Source organism: Tepidanaerobacter sp. EBM-49, from assembly GCF_001896645.1.
GTDB classification, from domain to species: domain Bacteria; phylum Bacillota; class Thermosediminibacteria; order Thermosediminibacterales; family Tepidanaerobacteraceae; genus Tepidanaerobacter; species Tepidanaerobacter syntrophicus.
This window is the reverse complement of the sequence record NZ_MPPE01000041.1, coordinates 119,827-135,470: the sequence shown is the minus strand read 5'-3', so window position 1 is coordinate 135,470 and position 15,644 is coordinate 119,827. Positions and strand designations below refer to the sequence as shown.

The following is a 15,644-nucleotide window of genomic DNA, read 5'->3' as shown; positions in this document are numbered from 1 at the left end:
TTTAACGGGCAGAAACTTAGAGTGGGTAAATTCCCACTCTTTAATATTATATTTATCGTTTTAGATTTAGGAGTGGTTTTTATGCTGAATGAAAAAATTTTTAAGAAGCTGCTGGACATTGGAAATTTAGTAGCTGACAATAAGGGATTTGAGTTGGTTGATATGGAATTTGTAAAGGAATCTGGAAACTGGTATTTAAGGTATTATATTGATAAACCTGGAGGAGTAACTCTTGATGATTGTCAGTTGGTAAGCATGGAGCTCAGTAAGATGCTGGACGAAATGGACCCAATACCCTACAGCTATTTTTTAGAGGTATCATCTCCGGGTGTTGAAAGACCCCTTAAAAAAGATAAAGATTTTATAAAATATATCGGCTCTATGGTAGAAATTAAGACTTTTGAAAAGATAGACGGCAAAAAGAATTTTACAGGGATCCTAAAAAATTATTCAAATGATACCGTCACCATCGAGGATGGGAAAACTTATTCAATTCCGAAAGACAAAATATCGGCAGCAAAACTTAAATTTGAATGGAATGAGGAGCAAGAATGAATACAGAATTTATCGAAGCTTTGGTACAAATCGAAAAAGAAAAAGGAATCTCCAAGGACATATTGCTAGATGCGCTTGAGGCATCTCTTATATCAGCTTACAAAAAAAATTACGGTTCTTCTCAAAATGTAGCCGTCAATATCGATAGAGACACCGGAGAGGTTAAAGTATTTTCGAAGAAAATAGTAACAGACGATGTTAAGGACGAACTTTTGGAAATCAGTATAGAAGAAGCACGAGAAATTAACCCTACTGCAAAAATAGGTGATATTGTCTCTATAGAGGTAACCCCGAAAAAATTTGGCAGAATCGCCGCGCAAACTGCAAAACAAGTTGTAATGCAGAGAATACGGGAAGCTGAAAGGGATTTAATATTCGAGGAGTACGCCGGCAGAGAAACGGATATAGTCACAGGCATAATTCAAAGATTTGATAAAAAAAATGTTATAATTGATCTTGGTAAAATTGAAGCTATTCTTCCGGCAACAGAGCAAATAAGTTTTGAAGAATATGTCCCGGGCAGCAGAATCAAAGTCTATATTTTAGAAGTTAAGAAAACTACAAAAGGTCCGCTAATAACTGTTTCTCGCTCCCACCCTGGCCTTGTAAAAAGGCTGTTTGAGCTTGAAGTGCCCGAAATCTACGAAGGTATTGTGGAAATTAAAGGAATAGCGCGGGAAGCTGGTTCAAGAACTAAAATAGCTGTGTATTCAAAAGATGAGAACGTAGATCCGGTAGGCGCTTGTGTCGGACCGAAAGGTTCTAGAGTTCAATCTGTTGTAGATGAGCTGCACGGTGAAAAAATTGATATAATCAAGTGGGACAAGGATCCTGCGATTTTTATCTCGAATGCTCTAAGTCCTGCTAAAGTCTTGAATGTAATTATCGAAGAACACAATAAAACAGCACGAGTTACCGTATCAGAAAATCAGCTGTCGCTTGCTATCGGCAAAGAAGGCCAAAATGCTAGGCTTGCAGCAAAACTTACCGGTTGGAAAATAGATATCAAGAGCGATGATGAAAAATCGAAGCCGGCCGAGGATAAGAGAGGGGATGAAGATGAAACGTAAGAAGATACCAATGCGCATGTGCATCGGATGCAGAGAAATGAAACCAAAAAATGAATTGATTAGAATAGTTAAAACCCCTGACAATAATGTAGAAATAGATCCTACGGGCAAAAAGTCCGGCCGAGGTGCCTACGTTTGCAAAAACGATAAGTGTATAGAGGCCTCTATGAAAGAAAATCAGCTTTCTAAAGCATTAGACATCAATGTGACTAAAGAAATTGTTTCGAAGATTAAAGAGGAGTTATCGAATTTATGAAATATTATAATCTTTTTTCTCTATTAGTATTAAAGAATCCTTTAACGGAGGTGGGGTATATTGACGAAACTGCGCGTATATGAATTAGCAAAAGAACTAGGAATTTCAAGCAAAAAGCTGATTGAAACCCTAGAAGATTTGGATGTAGTTGTAAAAAATCACATGAGTACAATTGATGATGATATAGCAAAGCTAGTAACTGAATTGATTGAAGAAGAATCTGGTAAAAGCAATAAAAAGAAAGCCGCTCAAGCTTCTGATGACAAAAAAGCAGAGCCGGCTGATAAAGAGGAGAAAAAGGTCCTAACTGCTAAGAATGAAAAAGCAGAGGATAAACAAAAAACAATTACAGTACCGAGCAAAATAAGTGTAAAGGATTTAGGCGCTTTACTCGGAATAGAACCTGTAAAAATAATTAAAAGGCTGATGAATTACGGCCTTATGGTTAACATTAACGCAGAAATAGATTTTGAATCTGCGAAAAAAATTGCAAATGAATTTGATGTTGATATAGTTGAAGAAAAACAAGATAATGAAGAGTTTATGCTTGAAGAAGTTGATGATCCTAAAGACCTGAAACCTCGTCCACCTGTTGTGACAGTAATGGGCCATGTAGATCATGGAAAGACTTCTTTGCTTGATGCAATAAGGCAGACAAATGTTACGCAGCAAGAAGCCGGAGGCATCACTCAACATATCGGTGCTTCAGAAGTAGAGGTAAACGGCAAAAAAATTGTATTTTTGGACACCCCGGGACATGAAGCATTTACAGCTATGCGCGCAAGAGGAGCTAAAGTTACAGATATAGCAATTTTAGTGGTAGCGGCTGATGACGGGGTTATGCCTCAAACAGTAGAGGCTTTAAACCATGCAAAAGCAGCTGATATTCCTATTATAGTTGCAATAAATAAAATTGATAAACCTAACGCAAATCCAGAAAGAATAAAGCAGCAGCTTTCAGATTACGGCTTGATTCCTGAAGAATGGGGCGGGGATACGATTTTTGTAAATGTTTCCGCAAAAGCCAGAATAGGAATTGAACAGCTTTTAGAAATGATATTGCTTGTAGCCGAGATGCAGGAACTAAAAGCCAATTACAATTGTCGGGCACGGGGTGTAATAATAGAAGCTAAGCTGGATAAAGGCCGTGGACCTATTGCAACTGTTTTAGTCCAGCGGGGAACATTAAAGTTGGGTGACGGGATAGTTGCGGGTACCGCCTACGGAAAGGTCAGGGCACTATTTGATTCCCATGGAAAAAGAATAAAATCAGCAGGGCCATCAACACCTGTAGAGGTTTTAGGATTATCCGAAGTGCCAACTGCGGGAGATATTTTACTTGCTGTATCCAGCGAAAAAGAAGCAAAGTCTATTTCTGATGAGAGAAAAAATCTGCAAAAAGAACCGGAATATGATACGCCTCAGCGAATTTCTTTAGATAAGTTGTTCGAGAAGATGCAAAAAGGCGAAGTTAAAGACCTGAACTTAATTGTAAAAGCTGACACCCAGGGCTCAGTTGAAGCAATTAAACAAGCTTTGGAAAAATGTTCAAACGATCAAGTTCAAGTCAAAATAATCCATGGCGGCGTCGGCGCTATCACTGAAAGCGATGTAATGCTTGCCTCAGCGTCTAATGCTATTATTATAGGATTTAATGTAAGACCTGATCCCAACGCTAAAAAAATGGCGGAAAAAGAACAAATAGATATTAGGACCTATAGGATTATTTATGATGTGGTAGATGACATACAAGCAGCAATGGAAGGAATGCTTGAGCCGGAATATGAAGAAGTCGTTCAAGGCAGAGCAGAAGTTCGCACTTTATTTAAAGTGCCTTCTGTAGGCACTGTTGCCGGCTGTTTTGTAACTGATGGAAAAATCACGAGAAATTCACAAATCCGGGTAATACGACAAGGAATAGTCATACACGAAGGCAAAATAGCTTCACTAAAACGTTTTAAAGATGACGTTCGCGAGGTTGCAAGTGGATATGAATGCGGCATAGCTCTTGAAAGATTTAATGATATAAAGGAACAAGACATTCTTGAAGCCTTTGTAGTAAGACAAGTCAAGGAGTAATATGGTATTTAGAGGTGAAGACCTGTGGAGTTTTCAAGAAATGAAAGAATTGCAGAAGAAATAAAAAAAGGCATGAGTGAAATTATCAGCACTAATTTAAAGGATCCGCGCGTAAAGGGCTTGGTATCCATAACGAGAGTTAAAGTCACGAAAGACTTAAGTCATGCTACGATATTTCTGAGTTTTTATTGTGACGAAATCGAAAAGGAGGCCGCCTTTGACGCTATTCAAAGCGCAAAGGGTTTTATAAAGCGAGAGCTTGCAAGCAAAATAAGGATTAAGTATATGCCGGATATATCCTTTAAAATGGATGAATCTATTGAATATGGAATTCATATAAGCAAGGTTTTGGAAGAAATAAAGCAGCAAGAACAAGGCGAAGAAAAGGAAAATGGGGACGAGGACGATTGATGAGCATTGCAAATCTTGGCAGTTTCAATGAAATCTTAAAATCAAATAAAAGTTTTACGATCGCATCACATGTGGACCCTGATGGAGACAGTATAGGATCTGTACTTTCTTTGACCCTTGCCTTGAAAAAAATGGGGAAATGTGCAGAACCTGTTATAATTGATAAAATACCCGAGAAATATAAATTTTTACCTGGAAATAAACTAATTTCGAATCAATTTTCCTCAAAATCTGATGTTTTAATCTCTCTAGACAGCAGCGACATAAATCGTCTTGGTTTAAACGAAGATATAAGGGATTACGGAAATATAATTATAAATATTGATCACCACAAAAATAATGCGCTTTTTGGCGATTTGAACATCGTAGACAGCAGCGCTTCATCAGCAGGAGAAATTGTTTACCAATTAATTAAAGATAAGATCAAAATAGACCATGATATTGCAGTCAATATATACACTTCAATTATTACAGATACAGGTTCTGCAAGGTACTCAAACACTACTCCTTTATGCCTTAGAATTTTAGCAGATTTGGTTGACATTGGCGTCAAGCCTGATTATGTAAGCAGACAAGTTTTTGAAAAAAGGACTTTGAGCTCCATAAAACTTCTAAAGCTCGCCTTAGATACATTAGAACTGTTAGAAAACAATAAGATAGCTGCTATGTATATTACTCAAGAAATGTTAGAAGTTAGTAAAGCTATGGAAGAAGAAACCGAAGGTATAATTAATTATGCAAGAGAAATCGACGGCGTAGAGGTGGCAGTGCTTTTCAGGGAGAAGGAAAAGTCTGTAACAAAAGTAGGATTAAGATCAAATGAGTGGGTAGATGTAAGCAAAATAGCAGAAAAGTTTAACGGTGGCGGTCACTTGAGAGCTGCAGGCTGTATTGTAGAACTTCCTATAAATCAAGCCCGTGCCGTTGTTTTAAATGCGGTATCTGCCGCCCTAGCTGATAACGGAGGGATTTTGTGCAAGGAGTAATTAATGTATTAAAGCCTTCTGGTATGACTTCCCATGATATAATAAAACGTCTTAGAAAACTATTGAATATAAAAAAGATAGGACACAGTGGAACATTGGATCCGGCAGCAACTGGTGTATTACCTGTATTTGTAGGGCGGGCTACAAAAGCAATAGAATTTTTTGAAAAAGATGATAAAGAATATATAGCTGAAATCTGCTTTGGAATTACTACGAGCACAGCAGATGCAGAGGGAGAAGTTGTAAATATATACCCTCATCCTTTTGAAATTAATCGAGAGGAGCTAGAAAAAATACTTGTAGAATTTATTGGAGAAATTGAACAAATTCCCCCAATGTACTCAGCTGTCCATTATAAGGGCAAGAAATTGTATGAACTTGCCCGACAAGGAGTCACAGTTGAAAGAGAGCCGCGCAGAGTGAGAATTTATTCAATAAAAGTTATGAGTGTAAGTTCTGCCTCGGCAGTAATAGAGGTTATATGTTCAAAGGGCACATATATAAGAACGCTCTGCGAAGATATAGGAGAAAAACTAGGTTTCGGGGCGCATCTTTTAAAGCTTAGAAGAACGCGATCAGGGCCTTTTGACATACAAAATGCTTTTACCCTCGAACAAATAGAGGAAAATATTAAGAATGGTACCCTTGAAAAAGTCCTGCTTCCTGTTGATAAGTATCTATGCAATATGCCGGCTGTCATATTAGAATATCCGGATGATAGTTTTTTTATAAAAGGCAGATTAATCCATGAAGATTTTAGCCATCTGGCAAAACAGGAAGGGAAATTTGTTCGTGTTTATAATTTTGAAAAATTCTTAGGCATCGCGGTTGTAAAATCCATAGAACAGCAGGTTGTTTTACAAGTGTACAAATCTTTATAGCAGGATTGAGTGAAGCATATGCAAATATATAACGACTTAACATCGATGAACTTGCCAAATTATACAGTTTGCGGAATAGGTAACTTTGACGGGGTGCACAAGGGGCATCAGGAATTAATCAAAAAATTGCTTTGTACCGCAAAAGAGAAGTATTTAGATTCGCTGATCCTTACTTTTGAACCTCATCCTTTAAAAGTTCTTTCACCAAACAGCAATATCAAGCTTATAACAACATTGGAACAGAAAAAAAAGATAATGCGTTCTTACGGAATTGACCACTTTGTACTTGCACCGTTTACCGATGAGTTTTCAAAGATAGACTACACTGATTTTATTTATGACATATTGATAAAAAAGTGCAGGGCAAAAGTTGTAGTTGTAGGCTATAATTATAGGTTCGGTTATAAAGGAAGAGGAACGGCAGAAGCCTTAAAAGAAATATGCGGCAAAAACGGAATCGATACAATTATAATCCCTCAAGTCACCTACAATGGTTATACTGTGAGCAGTACTTTAATTAGAGAACTTATAGAAAAAGGCGATGTAAAAACGGCTGCAGAGCTTTTAGGGCGTCCCTTTACGATTGAGGGTATAGTAAAGCCCGGAAACTCTATAGGCAAAAAAATCGGTTTTCCAACTGCAAATATTGCACCCGAAGAAAATATTGTTTTGCCTCCAAAGGGAGTTTACGCAGTTTTAGCCCGCAGAGAAAACAATGTGCACACAGGTATCGCTAATTTGGGAGTGAAGCCAACTTTTAACGGCAGTAACTTAGTCCTGGAAGTGCATCTTTTCGACTTTAACAGAGAATTATATGGGGAAAATTTAGAGATTATGTTTATAGAAAGACTTCGTCCCGAATTCAAGTTTGCAACTGTAAAAGATCTTGTAAGGCAAATTCAGCAGGACATTCTGCAGGCCAAAGAAATTTTTAAAATTAATGCTGTGGAATTAATTTAAATTTACTTTTTTCCGATACTATGATAAAATTTGTTTGTGACACATGAACCCTTGCTCGGTTAATCGTAGGCTCCGACGATTTACTTGGCAATTGGGGATTTTGCAGCAATGAGGAGGTGAAAAGATGGCATTAACTAAAGAGATTAAACAGTCAATAATAAATGAATATAAGATACATGAGACAGACACGGGTTCCCCGGAAGTTCAAGTTGCTATGCTTACAGAAAGAATCAACGAGCTTACAGAGCATCTGAAGGAGCATAAAAAGGATCATCATTCTCGTAGAGGGTTGCTTAAGATGGTAGGCAAGCGGCGCGCTTTATTGAACTATTTGAAGAAAAACGACCCGGAACGTTACAGAAGTCTTATTGAAAAATTGGAATTACGAAAATAAAGCGGGGTTTCCCCGCTTAAATTTTATCAGCTATTTCTGCACAATAATGTAATGTAGAAATTCTGATAAAGCGCAAAATAAAAATATAAAAACTAAATAAAGGAGGATTATTTCTTGCCAGAATTTAAAACAGAAGTAGCTGGACGTAAACTGGTTGTAGAAACAGGTAAGGTAGCTCAGCAAGCTAATGGTTCAGTTATGATAAAATACGAAGATACAGTTCTTTTGGTAACAGCTACTGCTTCAAAAAAACCGAGAGAGGGCGTAGATTTTTTACCACTTACCGTAGATTATGAAGAAAAGTTATATGCTGTTGGCAAAATTCCCGGCGGTTTCATTAAGCGAGAGGGAAAGCCCAGCGAAAAAGCAATTCTTTCAGCCCGCCTAATTGACAGACCGTTGAGGCCGCTTTTTCCGAAGAATTTAAGAAATGATGTACAGGTAATAGCAACCGTCTTATCTGTAGATCAAGATAATATGCCTGATATACTTGCTATAAACGGTGCATCTTGCGCTCTTTGCATTTCAGACATACCCTTTGACGGACCTGTAGGTGCGGTATCTGTGGGTTTAGTAAACGGCGAATACGTTATAAATCCAACTGTGGAGGAAAGCGAAAAAAGCAGATTAAGGCTTTCTGTTGCAGGAACAAAGGATGCAGTACTGATGGTTGAAGCCGGCGCCGATGAGGTATCGGAAGATGAAATGCTAAATGCAATACTCTATGGTCATGAAGAAATTAAAAAAATCATAGCTTTTCAAGAAGAAATAATAAAAGAAGTTGGAAAGCCCAAGATGGAGATAGTTACCGATGATGAGAATGAGGAACTGGAAAAAGCCGTTAGAGAGTTTGCAACAGAAAAGATATTAAAGGCCATACGGATATTCGATAAAACCGAGCGAGAAGATTGTCTAGATAAAATAGCTGAAGAAACTATTCTTAATTTCCAGGAAGCTTATCCGGAATCAGACAAACAAATAACTGAGATTTTAACTACAATCACAAAAGAAGAAGTCAGAAAAATGATTTCATATGAGGGAATAAGACCTGATGGCAGGACAGCTAAGGAGATAAGGCCTATTTGGTGTGAAGTTGGAGTTTTGCCAAGAACCCATGGTTCAGGACTATTTACTCGCGGCCAGACACAAGTTCTTACAGTTGCAACTCTTGGTGCTTTAGGAGATGTACAAATTTTAGATGGTCTGGGTATCGAGGAATCTAAAAGGTATATGCACCATTACAATTTTCCACCTTACAGCACTGGTGAAACAAGACCGATGAGAGGCCCCGGCCGAAGAGAAATTGGGCACGGAGCATTGGCTGAAAGGGCATTAGAGCCAATGATACCTCCGGAAGAAGACTTTCCATATACTATACGGCTAGTCTCTGAAGTCCTAAGTTCAAACGGTTCAAGTTCTATGGCAAGCGTGTGCGGTTCTACCTTAGCTTTAATGGATGCCGGTGTTCCCATAAAAGCTCCTGTATCCGGCGTAGCTATGGGGCTCATAAAGCAAGAAGATAAAGTAACCATTTTAACGGATATCCAAGGTATGGAAGATTTTTATGGAGATATGGATTTTAAGGTTGCAGGCACTAGGAATGGTATTACGGCAATCCAGATGGACATTAAAATAAAGGGAATAGACAGAGATATATTAAAAACTGCTTTAGAGCAAGCAAGAGAAGGCAGACTATATATTATGGACAAGATGCTTGCGGTTATCCCCGAACCTAGAAAAGAATTGTCGCCTTATGCGCCGAGAATATTTACAACAACAATTGATCCGGAAAAAATCAGAGATATTATCGGACCCGGAGGAAAGACAATAAATAAGATAATCTCGGAAACTAATACAAAGATAGATATAGAAGAAGATGGAAAAGTGTATATTGCGGCTCCAGATGAGTCTGCAGGCGTAAAAGCTTTGGAAATTATAAATAAGATAACTCAAGATGTGGAAGTCGGTAAAATATATATGGGTAAAGTCATGCGTACAACTAACTTTGGAGCATTTGCCGAGATTCTTCCGGGCAAAGAAGGCCTTATCCATATTTCTAAGTTGTCTTCGGAAAGAGTTAAGCGTGTTGAAGATGTTGTGAAGGTCGGCGATGAAATCCTTGTCAAGGTAACCGATATTGACAAACAGGGTAGAATTAACCTCTCACATAAAGATGCCCTCGATGAAATTCAATCAAAAAACAAAAAGAATTCTAAGGCATAATCCGAATAAGTGCGGCTTATGCCTTCTTAATTTTTACTCCATATAATAAAAAGTTGAAATAAAGCCTTAATTCATGTATACTTTATTTAATACAAATATGAGAAAGGCAATATCATGACAAATTTAACCTCTTGGCTTTATGTGGATTTGGATATAATAGCCGATAATATCAAGGCTATTAAAGAATATATAGGACCGGTTAAACTTCTTGCAGTTGTGAAAGCTGATGCATATGGCCACGGAATATTCCCGGTAGCATCTTGCGCTGTTGAAAATGGAGCTGATTATCTAGGTGTATCTTCCGTTGAGGAAGGTATTTTTCTGCGAAAAAAAGGAATAATTGCGCCGGTGCTCATCTTTAACACTATACTCCCGGAACAAGCAGAAGATGTGGTAAACTTTAATTTGACATCTACGATTTGCTCAATAGAATCTGTAAAAGCTGTTGATGAGGCAGCAAAAAAATGTGGGAAAAAGGCGCGTGTTCATCTAAAAATCGATACAGGGATGGGCAGATTTGGTATATTACCAAAAGATGTAGTTGAATTTACGGCAAAAATTTATTCAGGTTTTAATAATATTTATTTAGAGGGGCTTTATACTCATTTTTCTCTCGCAAGTAATGAAGGGAATACTCGCAAACAGTTCAATCTATTTTCTTCGTTAATAAACGAATTAAAGAAGAAAGGTATCGAGATACCCTTAAAACATGCTTGCAACAGTACCGCGCTTTTGAATTACAAAGATATGCATCTTGATATGGTAAGAAGCGGAAATCTTGTGTACGGTATGTGTCCCACAAGCAAGATAAAAACGAAAAACCCTTCTCAGCTATACTCTAAAATAGTTTTTCTCAAGACACTTCCAAAAGGCCACCACGTAGGCTATGGAAATAAGTTTACCACTAAAAAAACCACGACTATTGCAATTATTCCATTTGGATATTATGAGGGTCTCGGTCTTACAGTTCATCAACCTAGCAATGCAGTAGATGTTTTAAAATATCTGCTAAAACATCTACTTACTGCTTTAGGGATAAGAAAGCAGGACCGAATCGTTACGATAAAGGGTGTTAAGTGCAATATATTAGGTAAAATAAGCATGCAGAATTCTATAATAGACGTAACCGACATAAGAGATAAGGTTTCTATAGGAGATGTTGCAGAGCTTAATGCTCGTCGCATAAATATATCTTCTAGTGTTGCGCGTGTTTATCATAAAGAAAATAGGATTTTTACAGAATAATTTTCAGCAACTATTTATTGCAAACAGGGAGGCAACATTGTTGGACGATAAAATCAAGGTATTTGTTTGTAAGGTGGACGGAGCCGAAGATCTGCCGTTACCTGAATATATGTCGCAAGGAGCGGCAGGCATGGACCTTGTTGCAAATATTACAGAAACCGTTTATTTAAATAGCGGCGAATTTAAGATGATACCCTGCGGAATAAAGATAGAGCTCCCGCAAGGTTTCGAAGCTCAGGTCAGACCCAGAAGCGGTCTTGCTGCAAAACATGGAATTACAGTGCTCAACAGCCCCGGCACAATTGATTGTGATTTTAGGGGTGAGATACAGGTTATATTAATAAATCATGGCAAAGATAGATTTGCTATAAAGAGAGGTGACAGAATAGCTCAACTCGTTATAGGACGTGTAATTAGGGCAGAGTTTTGTCTAAGTGAAGATCTGCTTAAAACAGACAGGGGCGAGGGCGGCTTCGGCCATACGGGCGTTTAGCTTTTATCCTTTAAATCAAAAAACTTTCGAGCGGAAATTAGAATTATCCTTTATAGGTCAATTCTAGCTTTATAACAAAATCATGGAAGCTAAAAATCAATTAAAACTTATCAAAAACATGGAATCATTGGAGGTGTTCCGTTATTGTCAAAAAATGAACAAAATAATAAACTGCTTATAATTCCTTTAGGCGGAATTGGCGAAATAGGAAAAAATATGACTATAATTCAGTACGGAAAAGAAATTTTGCTAATAGATGCAGGGCTAATGTTTCCCGAAGAGGAAATGCTGGGAATAGATATTGTTATTCCCGACATAACTTATCTTCTGGAAAATAAAGACTATATAAAAGGAATTCTAATAACCCACGGTCACGAAGATCATATAGGAGCTTTGCCTTATATTCTTCAGCAGCTGAATGCTCCGCTTTATGGAACAAAATTAACATTAGGGCTGGTCGAGGGAAAACTAAAGGAAACAAAACTAAACAAGAAAAATATTTCCATGAACGTTGTAAAGCCGCCGGCAAGTATTAACCTAGGAAGTTTTACAGTAGATTTTATAAGGGTAAATCACAGTATACCGGATTCAGTTGCTTTTGCCATTCATACCCCGGTAGGTATCGTTTGCCATACAGGAGATTTTAAATTGGATCAAACACCTGTTGACGGCGAAAAAGCCGATCTTAATAAATTCGCCGAACTAGGCACAAAAGGTGTTTTGGCCCTTTTGTCCGATAGCACCAACGCGGAGCGGGAAGGATATACAATGTCTGAAAAGGTTGTCGGGCACACAATCGATGATATATTTAGAAGTGCCAAGGGCAGAATAATCATAGCTACTTTTGCATCGAACATACACCGCATTCAGCAAATATTTGATGCCGCATATAAAAATGATAAAAAAGTAGCAGTAGTAGGAAGAAGTATGGTAAACGCCGTAAACATTGCGCTGGATTTGGGTTATTTGACAATCCCCAAGTCTTTAATGATGGAATTAGACGAGATTTGCCGCCTGCCAAAGGAAAGGATTGTAATCATCACAACCGGCAGCCAAGGAGAGCCTATGTCTGCTTTGACAAGGATGGCTATGTCTGAGCATAAAAAGGTTGAAATTATTCCGGGGGACACTGTTCTTATTTCTGCCAGCGCTATTCCCGGAAATGAAAAGCTTATATCAAGGACAATAGATCGCTTATTTAAAAGCGGTGCTAATGTAATATATGAGCCTATTTCAGGCGTCCATGTTTCCGGCCACGCCAGTCAGGAAGAGCTAAAACTGATGATCAATCTTGTAAAGCCGAAGTTTTTTATACCTGTACATGGCGAATACAGGCATTTGGTTCATCATTCCCGTCTTGCAGAAGAAGTTGGTATTCCACAAGAAAATATATTTATAACCGAAAATGGCAGGATCTTAGAGTTTACAAAAGATTCTTGTAGATTTGCCGGAAGAGTTACCGCCGGTAAGGTGCTTGTAGATGGTTTAGGCGTAGGTGATGTAGGTAACATCGTGCTGCGAGATAGAAGACAGCTTTCTCAAGACGGTATTTTAATCGTGGTTGTCGCTATAGACAAGGAAACGGGAGAAGTTGTTTCCGGCCCTGATATAATATCAAGGGGTTTTGTCTATGTCAGAGAATCTGAAACACTTATGGAACAAGCTAGAGAAAAGGTTAAACAATCGCTGAAAAAATGTCATGAAGAAAATATAAGTGAATGGTCTACAATAAAATCACAGGTAAGGGAAGACTTAGGAAAGCTTTTATTTGAACAAACCCGCAGAAGGCCTATGATACTGCCTATAATTATGGAAGTATGACAAGGAACTTGTCATACTTCCATAATTATGCGTATATTTTAATTAAAAGAAAGGACTTTTCTAAGTTATGAAGAATAATAGAATTACTGAGGTGTAATAAATGGCAAAGTCAAGTGAAAAGGCTAAGATTAAGATAAAATGGGAAATAAAGGGCATTATTTTGATTTCACTTGGATTGCTGGGGATTTTTTCGCTCTATACAGATGGGGTTGGTGCTGCGGGAATTTTAATAAGCAAAAATTTGAAGGGCCTTGTAGGTCAGGGAGCTTTATTAGCATCGTTGATTGTGATTTTTGCCGGTATTTATCTTGTTTACTATAAAAAGAAACCAGCTTCGAAATTTAGGGCAATAGGACTCTTTATTATTTTTACAGTAGTTGTAACGCTTTTTCACCTAAGACCTCACAGCGAGCTTAATGGAATGAACTTTTTAAATAGATTACGAGCCAGTGCGGATATGGCGGCAAATAGCAAAGGCGGCGGTATATTTGGAGAAGTAATTACATCGCTTCTTATAAACATCTTCGGCACTGCCGGTCTGCAAATAGTTATTGTTGCAGCTACAATAATAGGAATTATTTTGTTGAGTGAAAAATCATTGTCAGATATAGTTTTGAAAATAAGGCCGCAAAGAAAGGCTAAAAGTGAGTCTGATATGTCGGGCAAAAATTCAGCGGCTAAAAATATAAAAGTTATAACAAACATTACGCCGGAAAATGAAGTTCCGCTTAATAAAGCAGCAGTAGAAGAAAGCAAAGCACCTAAAAAGCAAAGAAAAGAACAAAAAGAAAACTCTTCTACTGCAGAATCTGAACCTATCATAATTAACGAAGATAAAGAAGAGGAAGATTATAAACTGCCTCCGGTATCACTACTTTCAAAAAGCACGGCAAAACAGAGTAGTTTTACAGAAAAAGAATTGCTTGGAAATGCGGAAATACTTGAAAATACATTAGAAAGCTTCGGCATCGATGCAAAAGTAGTTCAGGTAAATTGCGGTCCTACCATTACACGCTTTGAAGTTCAGCCGTCGCCGGGCGTAAAAGTAAGCAGGATTGTAAACTTAGCTGACGATATTGCTTTAAGCCTTGCGGCCTCTGATGTTAGAATCGAAGCTCCTATTCCGGGAAAAGCGGCAGTTGGAATCGAAGTTCCAAATAAGAAAAGAAGTTCGGTTTTTTTGCGGGATGTAATAGAGTCAGCTGAATTTACTTCTTCACCCTCTAAATTAACAATAGCCCTTGGAAAAGACGTAGGTGGCAACTCCGTAGTTGCAGATTTAGCCGATATGCCTCATCTTCTTATTGCCGGTGCTACAGGTTCAGGTAAAAGCGTATGTATAAATACAATCATAGCAAGCATTTTGTATAAGGCACTTCCCAGTGAAGTCAAACTTATGATGATAGACCCAAAAGTCGTGGAATTAGCAGTTTATGACGGTATTGCTCATCTTATTTCTCCTGTAGTGACTGATGTTAAAAAAGCTGCTGCCGCCCTAAATTGGATAGTTGAGGAAATGGAGCGAAGGTACCAGACATTTGCTAAGGAAGGCGTTCGGGATATAGCAAAATACAATGAAACAAATTCTGAAAAACCTATGCCCCAAATAGTAGTAATAATAGATGAGCTTGCTGATCTAATGATGATCTCTCCACGAGAAATCGAAGACAATATCTGCAGGCTTGCCCAAATGGCACGAGCTGCCGGAATTCACTTAGTTGTTGCAACTCAAAGGCCATCTGTTGATATAATAACAGGCCTCATTAAGGCAAATATTCCTTCAAGGATTTCATTTGCTGTATCGTCACAAGTGGATTCCAGGACGATATTAGATACTTCAGGTGCTGAAAAACTGCTGGGAAAGGGAGATATGCTGTTTTTCCCTGTAGGAGCCGCCAAACCGCTTCGCATACAAGGTGCATTTATTTCAGAAGCCGAAGTAGAAAAGCTCGTAAATTTCATCAAAAACCAAAAAGAACCTCTTTATGAAAAAAATCTTTCAGATTTTAATGAAATGGAAATGAAAAAGAATCTTGCACAAACTGATGAGCTATTTGAGGAAGCTGTGTCAATAGTCCTTGAAAATGGTCAAGCATCTATTTCGATGCTGCAAAGGCGATTAAAGATAGGTTACGCTCGAGCAGCAAGGCTTATTGACGAAATGGAAGAACGCGGCTTTATAAGTGGCTATGACGGCCCAAAGCCTAGAGAAATACTTATTACAAAAGAGTATTTCCAGCAATATTTTAACAAAAGTGATTAGGTTTTAG

At 38.0% G+C, this 15,644-nt stretch carries 14 protein-coding genes; all 14 read left to right on the top strand.

Features of this window, described 5'->3' with window-relative positions:
• Positions 1-81 precede the first annotated feature (81 nt).
• The 14 genes from rimP (at position 82) to BUE08_RS07350 (ending at position 15,637) form a co-directional block, all read left to right on the top strand.
• Positions 82-555, top strand: coding sequence for a ribosome maturation factor RimP (rimP, locus tag BUE08_RS07415; RefSeq protein ID WP_213951214.1), 474 nt, complete (start codon positions 82-84; stop codon positions 553-555).
• Positions 552-1,625, top strand: coding sequence for a transcription termination factor NusA (nusA, locus tag BUE08_RS07410; protein ID WP_059034093.1), 1,074 nt, complete (start codon positions 552-554; stop codon positions 1,623-1,625). The genes rimP and nusA overlap by 4 nt, the downstream gene beginning before the upstream one ends.
• A complete protein-coding gene (gene rnpM / locus BUE08_RS07405) occupies positions 1,615-1,881 on the top strand; it encodes an RNase P modulator RnpM (protein WP_059034090.1) in 267 nt (88 codons plus the stop codon). The genes nusA and rnpM overlap by 11 nt, the downstream gene beginning before the upstream one ends.
• A 60-nt stretch (positions 1,882-1,941) precedes the next feature.
• A complete protein-coding gene (infB, locus tag BUE08_RS07400; protein ID WP_059034088.1) occupies positions 1,942-3,960 on the top strand; it encodes a translation initiation factor IF-2 in 2,019 nt (672 codons plus the stop codon).
• Positions 3,961-3,984: 24 nt separating this feature from the next.
• Positions 3,985-4,371 (top strand): 30S ribosome-binding factor RbfA, encoded by a 387-nt coding sequence (rbfA, locus tag BUE08_RS07395; RefSeq protein ID WP_059034086.1) that lies wholly within the window; start codon positions 3,985-3,987, stop codon positions 4,369-4,371.
• Positions 4,371-5,357, top strand: a complete 987-nt coding sequence (locus tag BUE08_RS07390) for a DHH family phosphoesterase (protein ID WP_286680657.1) — start codon at positions 4,371-4,373, stop codon at positions 5,355-5,357. The genes rbfA and BUE08_RS07390 overlap by 1 nt, the downstream gene beginning before the upstream one ends.
• Positions 5,345-6,238, top strand: a complete 894-nt coding sequence (gene truB / locus BUE08_RS07385; protein ID WP_286680656.1) for a tRNA pseudouridine(55) synthase TruB — start codon at positions 5,345-5,347, stop codon at positions 6,236-6,238. Before BUE08_RS07390 ends, truB begins: the two co-directional genes overlap by 13 nt.
• 18 nt (positions 6,239-6,256) lie before the next feature.
• Positions 6,257-7,198, top strand: coding sequence for a bifunctional riboflavin kinase/FAD synthetase (locus BUE08_RS07380; RefSeq protein ID WP_213951285.1), 942 nt, complete (start codon positions 6,257-6,259; stop codon positions 7,196-7,198).
• Positions 7,199-7,322: 124 nt separating this feature from the next.
• Positions 7,323-7,592, top strand: a complete 270-nt coding sequence (rpsO, locus tag BUE08_RS07375) for a 30S ribosomal protein S15 (protein WP_059034081.1) — start codon at positions 7,323-7,325, stop codon at positions 7,590-7,592.
• Between the two features lie 114 nt (positions 7,593-7,706).
• Positions 7,707-9,815: a polyribonucleotide nucleotidyltransferase gene (locus BUE08_RS07370; protein WP_059034079.1), complete on the top strand. Its 2,109-nt coding sequence runs from the start codon at positions 7,707-7,709 to the stop codon at positions 9,813-9,815.
• A 114-nt stretch (positions 9,816-9,929) separates the two neighbouring features.
• A complete protein-coding gene (gene alr / locus BUE08_RS07365; RefSeq protein ID WP_059034077.1) occupies positions 9,930-11,060 on the top strand; it encodes an alanine racemase in 1,131 nt (376 codons plus the stop codon).
• Positions 11,061-11,100: 40 nt separating this feature from the next.
• On the top strand, positions 11,101-11,553 hold the full coding sequence (gene dut, locus BUE08_RS07360) for a dUTP diphosphatase (protein WP_059034075.1): 453 nt from the start codon (positions 11,101-11,103) through the stop codon (positions 11,551-11,553).
• Between the two features lie 144 nt (positions 11,554-11,697).
• Positions 11,698-13,374 (top strand): ribonuclease J, encoded by a 1,677-nt coding sequence (locus BUE08_RS07355; RefSeq protein ID WP_059034073.1) that lies wholly within the window; start codon positions 11,698-11,700, stop codon positions 13,372-13,374.
• 100 nt (positions 13,375-13,474) lie between these two features.
• Entirely contained in the window at positions 13,475-15,637 is a 2,163-nt protein-coding gene (locus tag BUE08_RS07350; protein WP_213996980.1) for an FtsK/SpoIIIE family DNA translocase, read from the top strand.
• The last annotated feature ends 7 nt before the right edge of the window (positions 15,638-15,644 follow it).

Excerpts from the sequence above, each read along its gene's own strand:
- nusA (WP_059034093.1), top strand. The coding sequence starts at position 552 with ATGAATACAGAATTTATCGAAGCTTTGGTACAAATCGAAAAAGAAAAA.
- rpsO (WP_059034081.1), top strand. The coding sequence starts at position 7,323 with ATGGCATTAACTAAAGAGATTAAACAGTCAATAATAAATGAATATAAG.
- BUE08_RS07390 (WP_286680657.1), top strand. The coding sequence starts at position 4,371 with ATGAGCATTGCAAATCTTGGCAGTTTCAATGAAATCTTAAAATCAAAT.
- rnpM (WP_059034090.1), top strand. The coding sequence starts at position 1,615 with ATGAAACGTAAGAAGATACCAATGCGCATGTGCATCGGATGCAGAGAA.
- alr (WP_059034077.1), top strand. The coding sequence starts at position 9,930 with ATGACAAATTTAACCTCTTGGCTTTATGTGGATTTGGATATAATAGCC.
- BUE08_RS07350 (WP_213996980.1), top strand. The coding sequence starts at position 13,475 with ATGGCAAAGTCAAGTGAAAAGGCTAAGATTAAGATAAAATGGGAAATA.
- BUE08_RS07380 (WP_213951285.1), top strand. The coding sequence starts at position 6,257 with ATGCAAATATATAACGACTTAACATCGATGAACTTGCCAAATTATACA.
- rimP (WP_213951214.1), top strand. The coding sequence starts at position 82 with ATGCTGAATGAAAAAATTTTTAAGAAGCTGCTGGACATTGGAAATTTA.